We start from the raw sequence: 18880 nt of genomic DNA, 5'->3' as shown, positions 1-18880 counted from the left end.
GCTACTCTTGCTCCAAGACAGGTGAATAACATGATACCGCAATATGTAGTAGATTTTGATATATCCCTGCTGCCGGTGCATGAAACGGATGTGCTGGTGATTGGATCGGGCATCGCAGGTTTGTTTACGGCCATCAAGGCGAGCGCGCAGAACCGCGTACTCATGATTACGAAGAAATCGTTGCTCGAAAGCAATACCCGTTATGCTCAGGGAGGCATCGCCGCGGTGATTGCTGAGGACGATTCGCCGGCATACCACCTGCAGGACACGATGGTGGCCGGGGCCGGGCTTTGTCGTCCTGAAGCGGTGGAAGCTTTGGTAAATGAAGGGCCCGACGGAGTCAAGGAACTGATCCGCCTGGGCACCTTGTTCGATCTCGAGGACGGCGAGCTGGCACTGACACAGGAGGGCGCGCATAGCCACCGCCGCATACTGCATGCAAACGGAGATGCGACAGGCTACGAAATCGTGCGTGCGCTGGCCGTTGAAGTGAGCGAGCATCCCGGCATCGACGTTTGGGATGAACACTTCGTCATCGACTTGATAACCGGGGATGGCGAGTGTAGAGGCGTGCTTGTGCAAAAGCCTGATGGAACAAGAGTATTTGTGAAGGCAAAGGCCACAGTGCTCTGCTCAGGCGGGGCGGGGCAGCTGTATAGATACACAACGAACCCGGAAGTAGCGACAGCCGACGGGGTAGCTATGGCGTATCGTGCTGGCGCCGTCGTTCGTGATATGGAGTTCATTCAGTTTCATCCAACCTCGCTCTGTTATCCCGATGCCCCGAGATTCCTGATCTCCGAAGCGGTTCGCGGCGAGGGCGCGTATCTGCGCAACGTGAAGGGCGAACGGTTCATGGCGCGGTATCATGCGCAGCTGGAGCTTGCACCGCGCGATATCGTAGCAAGGGCGATCATTAGCGAGATGGAAGCTACGAACAGCACGTTTGTTTATCTGGACATTACGCATGAATCGGCAGAGATGGTCAAACACCGTTTTCCAACCATTTATGAAACCTGCATGCGTTACGGACTTGATTTGACATCCGATTGGATACCCGTCGCTCCTGCGGCCCATTACATGATGGGTGGCGTGAAGACGGATATGAACGGGGAGAGCAGCATTTCAAGATTGTTCGCTTGCGGGGAAGTCTCGTCCACAGGCGTGCATGGTGCAAACCGTCTGGCCAGCAATTCATTGTCCGAAGCGATCGTGTTCGGAAGCCGCATCGTCGAACGGATTTCTCAGCTGCCTCCGTTAACTGCACAGGAGAAAAACCATTCGAAAACAAGTTTCATCGGGAACCCTGATCCAAGAGTCAACCGGATAACGTTAGATCAAAAACCTGTTTCCGAGCGGCGTCTACGGTTACAGAAGCTAATGGTAAGACAAGTCGGATTGCGGCGTAACCTGAACGGATTGCGCGAAGCCTCCGAGAAGTTGAAGCAGGAGATGGCCTTTTTTGAACAGGAGCTTGAGCAAGTTGAGGAAATGGAATATGCAAACCTGCTGACATGTGCCTGGCTGGTGACAAGCGGAGCCTTGCACCGGCAGGAGAGCCGGGGAGCTCATTATCGTGAGGATTACCCCGAACGTAATGACGCGGTTTGGCAGAGACACAGCCTGCAGCAGCGGGAACAAGCGATCGTGGAGGAATTGATGTCATGATACTCGATGGATATAATGAAGCACTGATTGAATCGATTAAGGGCTGGCTTCGCGAAGATGTCGGTTCGGGTGATGTAACGACAACTGTAACGATCCCGGAAGGTCATCAATCCAAAGCGGTGATCCATGCCAAGGACGATGGTATCGTTGCCGGAATCCATGTAGCCGAGCTTGTTTTCCGCGAGGTGGACCGAACGCTTTCTTTTGCCGCCAAAGTGAAAGATGGCGATCGTGTTACACGTGGAACGATTTTAGCCGAGGTGGAGGGCAGTACGCATCGTCTGCTGACGGGAGAGCGACTTGCCTTGAATCTGCTCCAACGCATGTCCGGCATTGCGACCCGCACGCGTATGTATGTGGACGCATTGGAAGGGTTGCCAACCCGATTGGTGGATACGCGCAAAACGACGCCGGGCCACCGCATGCTGGAGAAGTATGCCGTACGCGTCGGCGGGGGAGCGAATCATCGGTTTGGCCTCTATGATGCAGTCATGATCAAAGACAATCATATTAAAGGTGCAGGCGGTATCACTCAAGCGGTCAAACGGGCAAGAATGGCTATTCCGCATACAATGACCATTGAAGTAGAGACGGAGAATCTGGAACAGGTGCAGGAAGCGCTGCAGGCCGGCGCGGACATCATCATGCTCGACAACATGCAGCCCGGCCTGATGCGTGAAGCCGTCGCCGTCATTCGTGAGCAGGCCCCACATGTTAAGGTGGAGGCTTCAGGAAATGTATCTTTGGAGACGATCCGAGGAATTGCCGAGACGGGTGTGGATGTAATTTCGGTAGGCAGGTTAACCTATTCTTTCGAGAGCCTCGATATCAGCCTGGATTTAAACGAAAAGAAGGAGGGGTGAACCTCTTTGATTCTTGTTGTGGACGTGGGCAACAGCAATATCGTGCTTGGGGTATACCGGGGACGGGAGCTGCTCCATCATTTTCGCTTGAGTACCTCACGCCAGTCGACAGTGGATGAATACGGCGTATTGATTTATAATTTATTTCATATGTCCGGCATGTCTGCCCGAGACATTGAAGGCGTGATCATTTCATCGGTGGTTCCGCCGCTGGTGAACGTGATTGAAACGATGTGTGAAAAATACATCGGCCAAAAGCCGATGCTGGTTGGGCCCGGTATCAAAACCGGCCTGAATCTGCGATATGAAAATCCGCGCGAGGTAGGCGCCGATCGGATCGTTAATGCCGTGGCTGCCACCGCCAAATATGGCGGACCGCTCGTTGTTGTCGATTTTGGGACGGCAACGACCTTCGACTGCATTGACGAGAAAGGCCATTATCTCGGCGGAGCGATCGTGCCTGGCATTCATATCGCCACCGAGGCGCTGTATGAACGGGCTTCGAAGCTGCCGCGCATCGAATTGGAAAAGCCCAAAAAGGTTATTGGCCGCAACACCGTACATGCCATGCAATCAGGCATTATTTACGGATATGCCGGCCAGGTCGACGGCATCGTGGAACGCATCTGCGCAGAGATGGACGCGAAGCCGACGGTGATCGCAACAGGGGGATTGGCATCACTGATTGCCGAGGAGACTCGCAGCATCGAGAAGGTTGATCCGCTGCTTACACTGGAAGGGCTGCGTATCATTTATGAACGGAACCGGGAAAGGTAAGGATAAGGACGGCAGACAGCGGGCTGGTGGACAGTCTGAAGTACGGGCCGTCTTTTCTGTCGCTTGCAGGAGCTTTTTCTCTTTATCATTGGATTGAAATCGGGTTCATTAAATAATTTAAACATCATCGATATGATGATGAAACAACTAAGGGGGCTGAAAAGCTTGGAAAACAACCACAAGCAAGACCGGCTGATTCGTGGGACGGCCATGGAGGGACGGGTCAGAGCCTTCGCCGTTCAAACGACGGCGTTGGTAGAAGAATTGCGCCGAAGACACGATACGTTCCCTACAGCCACGGCAGCGATGGGACGCACGGCAACGGCTGCGGCCATGATGGGCGCCATGCTGAAGGGCGAGGAGAAGCTGACGGTTCAGATCAAAGGAAACGGGCCGATCGGCCAGATTGTTGCCGATGCCAACGCCAAGGGCGAAGTGCGCGGATATGTACACAATCCGCATGTGCATCTGCCAAGCAACAGCAAAGGAAAGCTCGATGTTGCGGGAGCGGTTGGTACGGAAGGATTCCTTCATATTACCAAGGACCTTGGATTGAAGGAGCCTTACCGCGGCAGCGTGCCGATCATTTCCGGCGAGCTTGCCGAAGATTTTACCTACTATTTCGCAACTTCCGAGCAGACGCCCTCTGCGGTTGGTTTGGGTGTGCTGGTCGATCAGGATAGCTCGGTCATCGTCGCTGGCGGATTTATCGTACAATTGCTGCCAGGATTGAGCGATGACGAGATCTCAGCGATTGAAACATCCCTTGGCGAGTTGTCCCCGGTAACCACTTTGCTGGAGCAAGGAATGGAGCTGGAGGAACTGCTTCGCCAGGTGCTTCCGGACGTGCGTATTATGGATGGCATGGACATTCATTTCCGTTGCGAGTGCTCACGTGAGCGCGTGGAAAAAACGCTGATTAGTCTTGGGCAATCCGAGATGGAGCAATTGATCGAAGAAGATGGCAAAGCGGAAGTGGTTTGCCAATTTTGCAACGAAGCTTACCAATTTGATCGCGAACAGCTCGAGAGCATTCTAGAACAAGCCAAGAGCTGATTCGGGCGGGGGCACGCAATGACAAGTCAGGAAAAAGGGTTGTGGACGGCGGTAGTTGTCTTGACGCTCGGCATGGTGGTGATGGGGACCATGATGGTTATGCAGGGCCTCAGGCCACAACGCGAAGACGCGGATGCATCCGGCGAGAACGGACGGGGAGATGGCAATGTCATTGCAACAATCAATGGGGAAGTGATTACCGACAAGGAATGGACGGATGCGCTGAAGCGACGTTACGGAAACGAATTGCTGATTCAGATGTTGAATCGCAAAGCGGTGTATGCCGAAGCGCTCAACCGCAATCTGACGGTAACCCCTCGTGAAATTAGTCGGGAACTTAACGCGGCGATGGAAGGATACGACTCGGTGCAGGCGTATTTTGACGAGATGCAGTCCCAACTGGGCCTGACCAAAGAAGAACTGGAATTAGAGGCAGGCTACAAGCTGCTGCTGGAAAAGATCGCAACGATCGGCATCCAGGTGAGGGAATCGGACATTGAGGACTACCGGAGCAAACATGAGGAAGATTTCGTGACACCCGAGAAATACGATCTATCTCTTATCGTGGTCAAGGACAGGCAATATGCCGAGGATTTGGTGGATGCATTGAAAAAGGGCACCGACTTTGAAGAAACCGCGCGAACGGAATCGATCGACAGTTACTCGCGCGACTCCGGCGGGCGATTGGGTTGGATCGAACGAACTGATCCCTTTCAGCCTGAAGCGATCATGAACCGGGCCGAGCATATGCAAAAAGGCGAAATCGCAGGTCCCATTCCGGTGGAAGAAGGGTATGCGATCCTCAAAATGAATGACCGAAAAGAAAAAGAAGTTCCTTCGGACGAGGAGATCGTTGAAGAGATCCGCATGCAGCTCGCATTAAGTCAGGCAGATCCCCTTTCCGAAGTGGAAGAGAGACTGCGCGACAAATACGAAGCGGTCATCATTGCCGAAATTCCGGCTTCGTGAAGCCTGACTCTTCCCCGTTGCAGCCTGCCGACAGCATTGTGATAAATAGACTCTTTTTGTGGGCCCAAATGCCCATGGAAAGAGTATTTTTTTTGGCACTCATATTGACAATAAGGTGTAACGTTGATAAGATGAAAATAGCAAATACCTACTTTTTTACTCGGATTAAACATGATTTGTGCTTATATACTTTTTGAAAAGAAACCTTCGGAGACCTGGCCTGCCAATGCGTTGTCGTTGACAGGATGAATATGAAGCAAGGGGTTTCCGCGGTTCTTCTATACAGCAACCAGAGGCTGGTTCAGCCGCAGAAGGGTCCCGCAGGACCAAGATTTACTCATCCAACCTAAGGAGGGCATTCATATGGCTAAAGTCGTTAATAACGTAACAGAATTGATCGGGGGAACTCCTCTTGTGCGTTTGAACCGCATCGTTCCGGAGGGCAGTGCCGAAGTATTCGTGAAACTGGAGTACCAAAACCCTGGCTCCAGCGTTAAAGACCGCATTGCCGTTAGCATCGTGGAAGAAGCGGAAAAGGAAGGCAAGCTGAAGCCGGGCGACACCATTATTGAAGCAACCAGCGGGAACACCGGGATCGGTTTGGCCATGGTTGCCGCAGCCAAAGGTTACAAGGCAGTGATCGTCATGCCTGAAACGATGAGTTTGGAGCGCCGCAACCTGCTGCGCGCATACGGAGCCGAACTGGTGCTGACGCCAGGGTCCGAGGGCATGAACGGGGCCGTTAAGAAGGCGGAAGAACTGCAGAAAGCCAATCCGACATACTTTATGGCAGAACAATTCAAGAATGAGGCGAACGTAAAAATTCACCGTGAAACGACAGGTCCGGAAATCGTGGAGGCCATCGAATCCATCGGAGGCACATTGGATGCATTCGTTGCGGGCATCGGTACGGGAGGAACGATTACGGGTGCAGGCGAAGTGCTTAAAGAAGCGTTCCCATCGGTGAAAGTATACGCGGTTGAACCGGCAGCATCTCCAATTCTTGCCGGCGGCAAACCGGGACCACATAAAATCCAAGGAATTGGCGCGAACTTTATTCCTGAAATCCTTAACCAAGAAGTGTATGACGAGATCATTCACATCGAGAACGATGATGCATTCGAAACTGCCCGCCAGGTGGCCAAGGAAGAGGGCATCCTTTCCGGTATTTCCTCCGGTGCGGCCATTCGTGCCGGCTTGCAGGTAGCCAAGCAGCTTGGGGCAGGCAAACGCGTTGTCGTGATCGTGCCAAGTAACGGTGAACGTTACCTCAGTACGCCATTGTACAACTTCGAAGCTTAATTTTATGCGCTGGATCGATCCTCCATGCCCGTGTATCGGGTGTGGGGGATTTTTTGTCTGGATGCTTTTAAAAGGGTCGGCGCTTTAGTATACTATCAAACAATAGAACTTGCGACAGATGGAGGGCGGCAAACCGCGATGACAGAGCTGATGACAACATACGCCGATTGGATGGAGTGGGCCGTTCAGGACTGGACGATGCTGCCTTATATCATTCGGTCGGACGGTGGCACGAAGCATGGCGGTTTGCCGCCGACGTGGGCTGAAGCGTGGCAGCAGGCCGCTCCTCATGCCATGGTTTTGGAGAACGGCAAGGGTGGACGCTATACGTTTGTGGGACTGCACCCGGTATCGGTGATTTCGGGAAAAGGAAGCGAAGCCGTAATCGAGGAGCTGGCCAGTGGAGAGCGGCGAAATGATCAGGGTAAGCCGCTGGAGGTTCTGCAGCGTTGGGCACAGCCCTATCGCGCTCCCCGAGTAGAGGGAGTACCCGGCTTCGCTGGCGGATGTGCAGGCTATCTAAGTTATGACGTGGCCCGCTCGCTGGAGAAACTGCCTGCACTAGCGAAGGATGATCCGGCATTGCCGGATTACTGGTGGATGCGTTTCGAAGAGTTGTGGGCCTACGATCATGAGTCTGGTGCGCTTTATTGCATGATCCATGTGCCGGCGCCTGTACAGCCGGAAGCGAATGACAGCGGCCTTCGCGCTGCGTTTGAAAAGGCGGAAGGCCGTGCAAAAGCGATGCAGCGACAGTGGTCGCAGATGATGGATGCGGCGAAGTCGGACGAGCAGCAGCGGATTTTGGATCAACGCAGGCAGCGGTGGGCCGTGCAGCAGAACGAACCGGCGGACGCGGAAACGGAAGGTTGGCAAACCCCGTTTCCGCGGCAGGATTTCGAAAATGCGGTACAGCGGGTGCAGGAGTACATCAGGCAGGGCGACGTATTTCAGGTGAATCTGTCCCTGCGTCAACAAAAAGGATTGCAGTCTTCGGCTGAAGATATCTATGAATGGCTGCGGATCGTCAACCCGTCTCCATACATGGGCCTGCTGCGCAGTCCGGAATTTCAACTCGTCTGCGGATCGCCTGAGCTGCTCGTCAAGGTCGATCAGGGCAAGGTAAGCGCACGTCCTATTGCGGGAACAAGGCGAAGGGGCCGGGACCAGGCTGAGGACGAGGCGATGGCTGCGGAGCTGTTGAACAGCGAAAAGGAACGGGCCGAGCACATTATGCTGGTCGATCTGGAACGAAACGATATCGGCCGGATTGCCGCTTACGGTTCGGTGCGTGTTCCGGAGTTGATGACGATCGAGAGATATTCGCACGTCATGCATCTTGTCTCCCAAGTGGAGGGAATGCTGGCCGAGGGATTATCGGTGTACGATGTCATCGCAGCTACATTTCCTGGAGGCACCATTACCGGCGCGCCGAAGGTGCGAACGATGGAAATCATCGAGGAGCTGGAGCCTGTTCGCCGCGGGCCCTACACGGGCTCGATTGGCTGGATAGACTTCAGTGGAAACATGGAATTGAATATTGTCATCCGGACGCTTGCCGTCAAGGATGGCGTGGGTTACGTCCAGGCCGGGGCGGGCATCGTGATCGATTCCGACCCTTACCGAGAATACAGAGAGTGCCGCAACAAAGCCAGAGCGATGATTAAAGCCGTGAAGCACAGTGAAGAAGAGATTCAGAGCAGAGCATTGGTGGAACATACCGATTCCACAGAGAAGCAGTCCGGGCAGGCTGAGCCGGTCCGGGCCCAATAAGAGAGCCGTCTTCAAGCAGGACGGAAGAGGAGGAGCACGAGCGATGATCCTGGTTATCGATAATTATGATTCTTTTACCTACAACTTGGTTCAATATTTGGGCGAATTGGGGGAAACCGTCGAAGTAAGACGCAATGACGAGATTGATCTGGAAGGCATTGAGACACTCGCCCCGGATCACATTTTGATCTCTCCCGGCCCTTGTACGCCGAATGAAGCGGGAATCAGCTTGGCCGTTATTGAACATTTCAAAGGCCGCATCCCGATCTTTGGCGTATGCCTGGGCCATCAATCCATCGGACAGGCGTTTGGCGGCAATGTCATTCGCGCAGAGCGCATGATGCATGGCAAAACGTCGGAGATGTTCCATAACGGCACGTCCGTGTTTGCCGGATTGCCATCTCCGTTTACGGCAACGCGTTATCATTCCTTGATCGTTGAGCGCAGCAGTTTGCCGGATTGTTTGGAAATCACGGCAGAAACCGCCGAAGGCGAAATTATGGGCCTGCGTCATAAGGAATATGCGATCGAAGGTGTACAGTTCCATCCGGAGTCGATCATTACGGATCATGGGCACCAAATGCTGCGTAATTTCCTGGCAGGTCAGGTCAAGGCATAGGCGATGAAATATGCCGCATTGAATGGAAAAGTCGTTCCCATGGCAGCAGCCGTGGTTCCGGTAACGGATCACGGCTTTTTGTACGGGCTGGGACTCTTCGAGACGTTCAGGACCTATCAGGGCGTACCTTTCCTGCTGGAACGTCATCTGGAGCGGATGGCGGCCGGTTGCCGGGAGTTGGGCATCCCCTTCCATGTGACTGCGCCCGAGGTGGAGAGCTGGATTCGGGAGTTGATGCAGGCGAACGGATTGGAAGAGGCATATGTACGCTATACCGTTTCAGCCGGGGAGGCGCCGCTCGGTTTGCCTTCATCCGATTACGGAACGCCGAATCATATCGTCCTGGCCAAGGCACTGCCGCCCGCATCGTCTGAATTGCACGAACGCGGCAAAATGCTGCAATGCCTGAAGCTGCCCCGCAACACCCCGGAAGGGGCCGTGCGGCTGAAATCGCTGCATTACATGAACAGCATTCTAGCCAAACGCGAGCTGAATGGATATGGCGAGGCGGCTCATGGCGCGGAAGGCCTTCAGCTGACCAGGGAGGGCTATGTGGCGGAAGGCATCGTGAGCAACGTATTTTGGATAAGATCGGGTGTCCTGTATACGCCGTCCATCCATACGGGCATACTGCCTGGCATCACCCGTGGAATGGTGTTGGAATTGGCGGGCGGGCAGAACATACCTTGCGAAGAAGGTTTGTATGCATGGGACAGCCTGCTGGAGGCGGATGAGATTTTCCTGACAGGCTCCGTGGCCGAATTGGTCCCCGTGACTTCGCTGCGTGATCCGATGGGTGAAGTCCGAATCATCAGCGACGGAAGAATAGGTCCAATTACAGCCGGGCTTCTTCATAAGTACCGAGAGAAAGCGGGGTTAAATTCATGACGCTTGCACCAATCATATATGAACGAGATTATGCATGGGGACCGGCCGGGCTAAAGCTCGGGGAACGGACGCTTATTATGGGCATTCTCAATGTTACGCCCGATTCGTTTTCGGATGGAGGGCGTTACAACAATGTGGAGCGCGCCGTCACTCATGCGCTTCAGATGATGGAGGACGGCGCCGACCTGATCGACATCGGCGGAGAGTCGACGCGTCCCGGCTCACAGGTCGTGACCGCCGAGGAAGAGATGAGCCGGATCGTTCCGGTGATCGAGGCGCTGCGCCGGGAAGCTCCGCATATTCCTATTTCGGTGGATACCTACAAGGCGGGCGTTGCCCGTGAAGCCATCCTTGCCGGAGCTCACATCATTAACGACGTGTGGGGGGCGAAAGCTGATCCGGATATGGCCCGCACGGCTGCAGAGCTGGGATGTCCCATCATTCTAATGCACAATCGGCAGGCGCGCGACTACACCGATTATGTGCCTGACGTTGTCCGCGACCTCCAGGAGAGCGTGCGGATCGCAAAGGAGGCGAGCGTAAAAGAAAACCAAATCTGGCTGGACCCAGGCATCGGATTCGCAAAGGACCTGAACGAGAATTTGACGTTGATGTCTGCGCTTGGGGAATTGAACGAGCTGGGATATCCCGTTCTGCTCGCCACATCGCGCAAGCGGTTCATTCAGAGCACGCTCGGCGTGGAGCCGGGCGATGCGGTGGAAGGCACGGCGGCAACGGTTGCCTTCGGCATCGCCCAAGGCTGCCAGATGGTTCGCGTCCATGACGTGAAGCCGATTCGGCGCACGGTGGACATGTGTGACGCCATGTTATACGCTTCTCCGGGCTTGCGGAGAAGATGAAACGGCGGTCTGCCTGGACCCGTCCGGAGGAAGCGCAGCGTTTTTGGGAAAGAGGAGAAGGTTGCTAACGGAATGCGTTTGATGAGTTGGCGGACTGCATAAAGGTTGAAGGAGGATGAATTGATGGACCGGATGGTTTTGCATCGAATGGAGTATTACGGGTATCATGGCGTGTTTGAGGAAGAACGGAAACTTGGGCAGCGCTATTACATAGACCTGGAGCTGGATATGGACCTGGGGGAAGCCGGGCGTACGGACGACCTGACCAAAACGATAAATTACGCGGAAATCCACGAGCTCGTGAAGGGCATCGTCGAGAATACGTCATTCCAGTTAATTGAAGCATTGGGTGAACATATTGCATCTTCATTACTGGACACTTATACTAGTATCATTGCACTTACAGTCAAGGTGACGAAGCCGCATCCGCCGTTCGATATTCATTTTGGCGGCGTGACCGTGGAGCTTCGGCGCACAAGAAAGTGAGAACGGATATGAATGCACATTCGACCTCTGAATTTTCAGAGGCTTATATTGCTTTAGGGGCTAATTTGGGGGATCGCGAGCAGACGCTGCTTGAGGCGCTGAATTTGCTTGACGAACACCCGCAGATCAAGGTTCTTCGGGGTTCTGCGCTCTATGAGACGGAGCCGGTAGGCTACGTGGATCAGCCCGCTTTTCTGAATATGGCGGCAGCGCTCCAAACGAGCCTTCAGCCTGAGCAGTTGCTTACTGCGATGCTGGAGATCGAGAATCGGCTTGGCCGGGTTCGGGATGTTCGCTGGGGCCCTCGCACCGTTGATCTGGACCTGCTTTGGGTAAATGGGGAGACAAGGGATACGGAATTGCTGCAGCTGCCGCACCCGCGAATGGGTGAGCGGGCATTTGTGCTGGTTCCGTTGTCCGACATCGTGTCCGAAGGGGAGACTACAGGTTTGTACGACGTTGTACACGCATCGTTGTCTGCGCTGGATGGAAAGGGTGGAATTCGGCTTTGGAAAACATGCAACTGGCCAATCGCATCCGGGCATTCCGGAAGTTGAGAGGTTTGACGCAGCAGGAGCTTGCTGCAAAAACCGGCATATCGCTGGCTGTTCTGGGCACGATTGAGCGGGGCAACCGCGTGGTGACGGAAAAGGAGCTGGCACGGATCGTTGAAACGCTTGGGGTCAGCGCCAGCGAGCTTCAAGGGCAATAGATCGTATCTTCAGTTTGAATGACAGCTTGACGTTCGACATACAATGTTCAATTTTGACTGCGGGTCTTCTGAGGGATGCCTGCAAAATGAAGGAGAGTGGGACAAGGGATGCTGAAAATAGGCAATATTGAAATGAAAAATCAGGTCGTGCTGGCGCCTATGGCCGGTGTCTGCAATCCGGCTTTTCGTTTGATCGCCAAAGAATTCGGAACAGGACTCGTTTGCGCCGAGATGGTCAGCGACAAAGCGATCGTTCACGGCAACAAGCGCACGCGCCAGATGCTGTTCGTGGATGAGCGGGAGAAGCCGCTCAGCCTGCAAATTGTCGGAGGCGACCGCCAATCGCTCGTGGAGGCTGCCAAAGTAGTCGATAAGGAAACCAATGCAGACATCATTGACATCAACATGGGATGCCCGGTACCCAAAATAACGAAATGCGATGCAGGGGCACGCTGGCTGCTAAATCCGGACAAAATCTACGAGATGGTATCTGCCGTAGTTGATGCTGTTGAGAAGCCGGTCACGGTCAAAATGCGTATTGGCTGGGACAGTGAGCATATCTATGTGGTCGAAAATGCCCTTGCCGTAGAACGTGCTGGAGGACAGGCAGTGAGCGTGCATGGTCGTACCCGGGAGCAGCTGTATACGGGAACAGCCGATTGGTCCCACATCAAAAACGTGAAAGAAGCCATATCCATTCCGGTCATCGGCAATGGGGACGTAGCTACTCCGGAGGATGCGCGGCGCATGCTGGATGAAACGGGTTGCGACGGCGTCATGATCGGCCGTGCTGCGCTCGGCAATCCATGGATGCTGTATCGTACCATTCAATATTTAAGCTCCGGGGAGCTGCTGCCTGATCCGGAAGCCGAAGAAAAAATCCGCGTGGCTATCCTGCATATGGATCGTCTCGTTGCCCTTAAGGGCGAAGTGGTCGCTGTACGCGAGATGCGCAAACATTTGGCGTGGTATCTGAAAGGGCTCAAAGGCTCCGCACGTATCAAGGACGTTATTATGGAAGGAACGAAACGTGACGAAATGGTGCATATTTTGGAGAATTTCGTAAGTCAACTGCATCAAGAGGGGCCATCTGACGCTGAACGTGCCGTTGCTGAAAATGCATCCTAAGACGACGTTGTAAAACGTTTACAGCCATATGGGGAGTGACATTGACTTTTCGATGTCGTTCCCCTATAATTTCTCAGTATAAATTCGCCAATGTGTGTCATAAGGCTTAGTGCATCAGGGGAAACGTTCTGTTTCTCCGGAGAACTTCATATAGTTTTCAAGATATATGCGGGCGGGGCTTTTGAAAGACATCATGGGTTCCGTTGCCGTGCAATCAAATTATTCCCATGACAGGAGAATCGGTTGAGATGAGCGATAAGGAAGTTATCCTTACACAAGAGGGACTCAAGAAACTGGAAGAAGAACTGGAGACGCTGAAGTCTGTCAAGCGCCGTGAGGTGGCTGAGCGGATCAAGGTAGCCATCGGTTATGGCGATATCAGCGAGAACTCCGAATACGAAGATGCGAAGAATGAGCAGGCGTTCATCGAAGGCCGCATCATTACGCTGGAGAAAATGCTCCGCAACGCGCGCATCATCAACAATGACGAGATCGATACCGACGCTGTAAGCGTAGGCGCAACGGTAATCGTTGAGGATTTGGAATTTGGCGACACCATGGAGTATACCATCGTAGGTACGGCTGAATCCGATCCTTTGCAGAACAAAATCTCGAACGAAAGCCCTGTCGGAAAAGCGATTTTGGGCAAGAAAAAAGGTACGGTGGTTGACGTAAACGTGCCTGCAGGCGTTATTCAATATAAAATTGTAGATATTAAGAAGTAATATAATCAATGAAGCAGTCGGGAAATGAGGCAAAAGCTTCCTTAGGGGAGCTTTTTTCAACATGTCCGGCATGCATAAACATTGATGTACACTTGCATCCTGATACTGCAACATAAACTTCCGACAACCGTGGTCTGCCTTTTGCGGGAAACCATCGATGAACGATGTTCCCGGCATGAGAGGAAGCGCAGATTCGCCTTTGTCTGCAATGTAAATAAGGAGATGAATATAGATCATGACGGATGAAGTCTTGAATCAGGAAACCGAACTTAGCGAGCTTTTGCAAATTCGCCGCGACAAGCTGGACGAGCTCCGCAATCTGGGAATCGACCCGTTTGGCAAAAAGTACGTACGTACCGAGGAAGCCGGTTCTATTCTGAAGAAGTACAATGAACTGACGAAGGAAGAGCTCGAGGAAAAGCAAATCGAAGTCAGTATTGCCGGACGGATTATGGCGAAGCGGGGAATGGGTAAAGCGAGCTTTGCGCATATTCAGGACCTGAGCGGCAAAATCCAGATTTATGTTCGTCAAGACTCGGTGGAAGAGTCGAAATTTGCTGCATTCAGCCTGCTTGATCTCGGAGATATCGTCGGTGTTAGCGGTGTGGTCTTCAAGACCAAAACCGGTGAAACGTCTGTCAAAGTTAAAGATTTGGAAGTGTTGTCGAAATCGCTCTACCCACTGCCTGATAAATATCATGGTCTCACAGATGTGGAGCTGCGTTATCGTCAGCGCTATGTGGACCTGATTACGAACCCTGAAGTACAACAAACATTCATTACACGTTCCAAAATCATTCAGTCGATGCGCCGTTACCTGGATTCCCTCGGCTATCTCGAGGTGGAAACCCCTACGTTGCATACTATCGCTGGTGGTGCCGCTGCGCGTCCGTTCATCACGCATCATAATGCGCTGGACATGGAATTGTACATGCGGATCGCAATTGAGCTTCATCTGAAACGTCTGATCGTAGGCGGATTGGAGAAAGTGTATGAAATCGGTCGTGTTTACCGGAATGAAGGGATGTCGACACGTCATAACCCTGAGTTCACGATGATCGAGCTGTATGAGGCATATGCCGATTATAAAGACATCATGCGTCTGACTGAAAATTTGGTTGCTCATATCGCCCAAGAAGTGCTTGGCACGCAGGTCATCCAGTACGGAGACCATCAGGTGGATCTGACGCCTCAATGGCGCCGTGTGACCATGGTGGATGCAGTCAAAGAAGTCGTTGGTGTAGACTTCTCCGTGCACATGTCGGATGAGGAGGCTCATCGTCTGGCCAAAGAACATAAGGTTCCGGTTGAACCGCATATGACTTTCGGTCACATCCTGAATGCGTTCTTCGAGCAATTCGTAGAAGAGACGCTGATTCAGCCGACGTTTATTATGGGACATCCGCTTGAGATTTCTCCACTGGCAAAGAAAAGTGATGTAGACCCGCGTTTTACAGACCGTTTCGAATTGTTCATCGTCGGTCGCGAGCATGCCAATGCCTTTACGGAGCTGAACGATCCGATCGACCAACGTCAACGGTTCGAAGCGCAGCTGCTGGAGAAAGAGCACGGAAACGACGAAGCGCATGAAATGGATGACGACTTCATCCGTGCGTTGGAATACGGCATGCCGCCGACAGGTGGACTGGGGATCGGCATTGATCGTCTCATCATGCTGTTGACCAACTCGCCGTCCATTCGCGATGTTCTGCTGTTCCCTCATATGCGTCCGCGTACGCAAGACTAGGAGTTGTACTGCAAGAGTCAAAGTATCGAGAGTCGGCGTTCTGCGAATAACGGCTGCGGTTAATAATAAGGGACGCATCCAGCGTTCATAATAGAAGAGGAACCTGCTGTTCGGCATTACCGCTGGCGCAAGTTCCTCTTTAGGTTTAATATGCGGTTTTTATTATGTTTTAGAAGAGGTGCCCTTTATGAAGTTCAAGCTTCATTTAGCCAAAATCCTGTCTCCTCCGTTAATCCTGGTAGGTGGATTTTTATTGATCATAACCATCGGTACCATTCTGCTTATGATGCCTTTTGCCAATCAGAGCGGAGTACATCTGCCATTGATCGATGCGCTGTTTACCGCCACCTCAGCTGCTTGCGTTACAGGGTTGGTCGTGGTGGATGTGGGTACGACGTTCAATCTGTTCGGCCAGATCGTTATTATGGTATTAATGCAGCTGGGCGGACTGGGATTCATGACACTTGCAACCTTGTTTGCGCTTGTGGTGGGTAAGCGGATTTCCCTGAAGGACAGGCTGCTGCTTAAAGAGGCCATTAATGCCGACAGCATGGAAGGCATCGTGCGCATCATCCGCAAGGTGCTGATATTTTCGTTTACCATTGAGGGGATTGCTGCAGTGATATTGGCTCTTCGATGGGCGCTTGAAATGCCCTTTGGCCAAGCGGTTTATTACGGAATTTTCCACTCCGTATCTTTATTCAACAACGGTGGCTTCGACCTGTTCGGCAACAGTTTTCAATATTTTACGGGAGACTGGTTGTTCAACATTACTGCATCCGTTCTCGTCGTTTCCGGCGGACTGGGGTTTGTGGTGCTTAATGATCTGTTCGAGTATCGTAAAAAACGGCGTTTGTCTCTGCAATCGAAGCTGGTATTATCCGTCTCGGGTTCGTTAATCGGTATCGGTGCGCTTGTATTGTTCATTTTTGAGTTCACCAATCCCCATACGCTTGCTTCGCTTACATGGGACGAAAAGATCTATGCTTCCTTCTTCCAGTCCGTTTCGACGCGTTCTTCGGGTACAAGCACCATTGATATTACCGAAATGCGGCAGGCTACGCAGTTTTTCTTCATACTGCTGATGTTTATCGGGGCCTCGCCGGGCTCCACCGGGGGCGGCATCAAAACAACGACGTTCCTGATCATGATCGGGGCAGTGTACGCCATGATTCGAGGGAATCGGGATATCGTGTTTTTCCGGCATCGCGTACCCAAGGAGCTGTTGATGCGTGCATTAACCATCATTATGGTCTCGTTGATCATCTTTATGATCGTTGTTATGCTTCTCCTCACGACAGAAGATGCGCCGTTTCTTGCATTGATGTTTGAAGCAGCTTCGGCGATCGGAACGGTAGGACTATCAGTAGGGGTGACCCCGGAGCTTAGCGATTGGGGAAAAATCATTATCTCCCTTACCATGTTCATCGGCCGGATCGGCCCGTTAACGATTGCGTATGCATTACGCCCTCGCAAGGAGAAGAGATTGTACCGCCATCCGGAAGGGCGAATCATTATCGGATAAACCAAATAACCCGCAAAACCCGCCGAATTTCATCCAGGGCATCAGCTCGGGCGAAATGTCGAATCGGGTTTTGCGGTTTTTTTTTTTTTCAGGGTCTGGTTTCGTCTGTATTACGGTTTACTGCATAGAGAGGATAGATGCAGCTCAACGATGTCCTCCAACAGTTGGGGTTCCATCTGCTCGGGATTCAATATGGCATGAACGGCAAGGCCGTCAATCAATGCGTATAAACGTTCCGTTTCCAGTTGTTCCTGCATATCGGGTTTGGCCAACCCGAGCTTGATTAAATACTGAATGACGGAGGAAGCGGTATAACGCAATTCTCCATATACCTGGTCTGCTAGCGATTTCAGCGCCGGATCTGTCTTGGATTTGGCCGTAAAAGCATACCACACCTCCATTTCGGCCATGTTCTCTTCCGTCGTCGGCAATACCTCAAGCAGCAGCCTCTTTGCATTTTCCAATGGCGGGCCGTTAAGGTCCAGCCTTTTAATGCGTTCGTGTACACGCTCCGAGACCAAGGTCATTGCATATAACAACAACTCGGACTGAGTGGAAAAATAGTGACGCATGGAGCCGGGCGAGATGCCGGCCTCTTCGGCAATTTTGCGAACAGAGGCTTGTTCCATGCCATCCCTTCGTATGACGCGCCATGCTGCCTCGGCTACGAGCAAGCGCTGTTTGTCGTGATCTACAATTTTAGGCATATACGAATTATATCACTATTGATTAATATAATACAATTGTGTTAAATTGTTTTCAGTACACTTGTATTATAAAAAAAAGGGGGGGAGATAGAACAGTGATTGCCTATTTTATCATTGGGTGCGAGATTGCATTCTGGATTTTTGTGATAGCCGGTTTGAGTGTGCGATATTTGCTTGGAATGAAAAGGGTGGGTATGGGATTGCTCGCGGCAACTCCGGTGGTGGATCTGTTGTTGCTTATAGCTACCGTCATTGATTTACAACGAGGGGCAACGGCAAGTCTGGTACACGGCATAGCAGCCATATACATCGGGGTGAGCATTGCTTATGGGCATCAGATGATCTCTTGGGCTGATCGATACTTTCAATTTTGGTTTAAAGGAGGAAGCCATCCTCGGGAAATGAAGCGATACGGCAAAGATCATGCCAGCCATGAGCGGAAAGGATGGTTGCGGCATGCAGTCGCTTGGTGTATCGGAAGTGGATTCCTGTATATCATGATTTGGTGGATTGGTGACCCTGAGAGAACAAAGGCATTTTCGGACTTGGTCCAAATATGGGGAATCATTCTGGTTATCGACTTTGTGATCAGTTTCAGTTACACATTGTGGCCAAAGAAAGAGCCTTTGAAGAAGGTAAACTAGGTGGAGTGAGAAGGGTGCGCATGTGGGGAGCTGAAGGCATGTGCGCCTGAATTTGTTTGGTTCAGTTCAGTGTGCATGTTCATGATTTTGAGAGGGAGATGCATTATATCCATTTTAATTAGGTCGCCAGAGTTATAGATCCAATAAGGATAAACACTTTTTTCAAAAAAACACTTGCATAATATTTATGTACATGGTATATTCTATTTCCGGCCAAGAAAACACCGAGAAACATGGTGCGGCAAGCAAAGCAAATAAGCTTCGAAAAAAGAAACTTAAAAAAAGTGCTTGCAAAGTTGGTTCGGATGTGATAAGATATAAGAGTTGCTAAGGACAACAACTTAGTAACGAAAACGAAGTTTGATCTTTGAAAACTGAACAACGAGTGAGTAATGCGAGGGTTTTTGGTGCATGTCGTATGACTGTATAAA

Annotated in this window: 19 protein-coding genes; 18 read left to right on the top strand and 1 reads right to left on the bottom strand. The window is 52.0% G+C overall.

The annotated features are described in order from the left end of the window. Positions 1–30: 30 nt before the first annotated feature. The 17 genes from nadB (at position 31) to L6H98_RS29610 (ending at position 17098) form a co-directional block, all read left to right on the top strand. On the top strand, positions 31–1668 hold the full coding sequence (gene nadB, locus L6H98_RS29690) for an L-aspartate oxidase (RefSeq protein ID WP_236421319.1): 1638 nt from the start codon (positions 31–33) through the stop codon (positions 1666–1668). Next, positions 1665–2531, top strand: a complete 867-nt coding sequence (gene nadC, locus L6H98_RS29685; protein ID WP_236421318.1) for a carboxylating nicotinate-nucleotide diphosphorylase — start codon at positions 1665–1667, stop codon at positions 2529–2531. The genes nadB and nadC overlap by 4 nt, the downstream gene beginning before the upstream one ends. A 6-nt stretch (positions 2532–2537) precedes the next feature. Further along, a complete protein-coding gene (locus L6H98_RS29680; RefSeq protein ID WP_236421317.1) occupies positions 2538–3308 on the top strand; it encodes a type III pantothenate kinase in 771 nt (256 codons plus the stop codon). Positions 3309–3473: 165 nt separating this feature from the next. Further along, the gene (gene hslO, locus L6H98_RS29675) at positions 3474–4364 is read left to right on the top strand and encodes an Hsp33 family molecular chaperone HslO (RefSeq protein WP_290371512.1); all 891 of its coding nucleotides are present in this window, start codon (positions 3474–3476) and stop codon (positions 4362–4364) included. An 18-nt stretch (positions 4365–4382) separates the two neighbouring features. After that, on the top strand, positions 4383–5333 hold the full coding sequence (locus L6H98_RS29670; RefSeq protein ID WP_236421316.1) for a peptidyl-prolyl cis-trans isomerase: 951 nt from the start codon (positions 4383–4385) through the stop codon (positions 5331–5333). A gap of 363 nt (positions 5334–5696) precedes the next feature. Continuing rightward, positions 5697–6635: a cysteine synthase A gene (gene cysK, locus L6H98_RS29665; RefSeq protein WP_236421315.1), complete on the top strand. Its 939-nt coding sequence runs from the start codon at positions 5697–5699 to the stop codon at positions 6633–6635. A 138-nt stretch (positions 6636–6773) separates the two neighbouring features. Beyond that, positions 6774–8408, top strand: coding sequence for an anthranilate synthase component I family protein (locus L6H98_RS29660; RefSeq protein ID WP_236421314.1), 1635 nt, complete (start codon positions 6774–6776; stop codon positions 8406–8408). Positions 8409–8451: 43 nt separating this feature from the next. Then, positions 8452–9027, top strand: coding sequence for an aminodeoxychorismate/anthranilate synthase component II (gene pabA, locus L6H98_RS29655; protein ID WP_236421313.1), 576 nt, complete (start codon positions 8452–8454; stop codon positions 9025–9027). 3 nt (positions 9028–9030) lie between these two features. Then, positions 9031–9915 carry an aminotransferase class IV gene (locus L6H98_RS29650; RefSeq protein ID WP_236421312.1) on the top strand — a complete coding sequence of 295 codons (885 nt, stop codon included), beginning with the start codon at positions 9031–9033 and terminating at the stop codon, positions 9913–9915. Continuing rightward, complete coding sequence (folP, locus tag L6H98_RS29645; protein ID WP_236421311.1) at positions 9912–10775, top strand: dihydropteroate synthase; 864 nt, start codon at positions 9912–9914, stop codon at positions 10773–10775. The genes L6H98_RS29650 and folP overlap by 4 nt, the downstream gene beginning before the upstream one ends. Before the next feature lie 123 nt (positions 10776–10898). After that, positions 10899–11261 carry a dihydroneopterin aldolase gene (gene folB, locus L6H98_RS29640; RefSeq protein WP_236421310.1) on the top strand — a complete coding sequence of 121 codons (363 nt, stop codon included), beginning with the start codon at positions 10899–10901 and terminating at the stop codon, positions 11259–11261. An 8-nt stretch (positions 11262–11269) separates the two neighbouring features. After that, positions 11270–11818, top strand: a complete 549-nt coding sequence (folK, locus tag L6H98_RS29635) for a 2-amino-4-hydroxy-6-hydroxymethyldihydropteridine diphosphokinase (RefSeq protein ID WP_236421309.1) — start codon at positions 11270–11272, stop codon at positions 11816–11818. Further along, positions 11770–11973 (top strand): helix-turn-helix transcriptional regulator, encoded by a 204-nt coding sequence (locus L6H98_RS29630; protein ID WP_236421308.1) that lies wholly within the window; start codon positions 11770–11772, stop codon positions 11971–11973. The genes folK and L6H98_RS29630 overlap by 49 nt, the downstream gene beginning before the upstream one ends. Before the next feature lie 108 nt (positions 11974–12081). Further along, on the top strand, positions 12082–13101 hold the full coding sequence (gene dusB / locus L6H98_RS29625) for a tRNA dihydrouridine synthase DusB (protein WP_236421307.1): 1020 nt from the start codon (positions 12082–12084) through the stop codon (positions 13099–13101). Between the two features lie 248 nt (positions 13102–13349). Continuing rightward, positions 13350–13826, top strand: coding sequence for a transcription elongation factor GreA (gene greA / locus L6H98_RS29620; RefSeq protein WP_236421306.1), 477 nt, complete (start codon positions 13350–13352; stop codon positions 13824–13826). 235 nt (positions 13827–14061) lie between these two features. Then, positions 14062–15573, top strand: a complete 1512-nt coding sequence (gene lysS / locus L6H98_RS29615; protein ID WP_236421305.1) for a lysine--tRNA ligase — start codon at positions 14062–14064, stop codon at positions 15571–15573. A 187-nt stretch (positions 15574–15760) separates the two neighbouring features. Continuing rightward, positions 15761–17098, top strand: a complete 1338-nt coding sequence (locus tag L6H98_RS29610) for a TrkH family potassium uptake protein (protein WP_236421304.1) — start codon at positions 15761–15763, stop codon at positions 17096–17098. 110 nt (positions 17099–17208) lie between these two features. Here L6H98_RS29610 and L6H98_RS29605 read toward each other — a convergent pair whose 3' ends face one another. Further along, positions 17209–17805 (bottom strand): TetR/AcrR family transcriptional regulator, encoded by a 597-nt coding sequence (locus L6H98_RS29605; RefSeq protein ID WP_236421303.1) that lies wholly within the window; start codon positions 17803–17805, stop codon positions 17209–17211. Between the two features lie 95 nt (positions 17806–17900). On the opposite strand from L6H98_RS29605, the gene L6H98_RS29600 reads away from it, so the two are divergent. After that, positions 17901–18449 (top strand): hypothetical protein, encoded by a 549-nt coding sequence (locus tag L6H98_RS29600; protein WP_236421302.1) that lies wholly within the window; start codon positions 17901–17903, stop codon positions 18447–18449. Positions 18450–18880: the final 431 nt, after the last annotated feature.

The organism is Paenibacillus sp. JJ-223, assembly GCF_927798175.1.
GTDB classification, from domain to species: domain Bacteria; phylum Bacillota; class Bacilli; order Paenibacillales; family Paenibacillaceae; genus Paenibacillus; species Paenibacillus hubeiensis.
The sequence above is the reverse complement of the archived record's forward strand: the minus strand, read 5'-3'. Positions and strand labels throughout refer to the sequence as shown.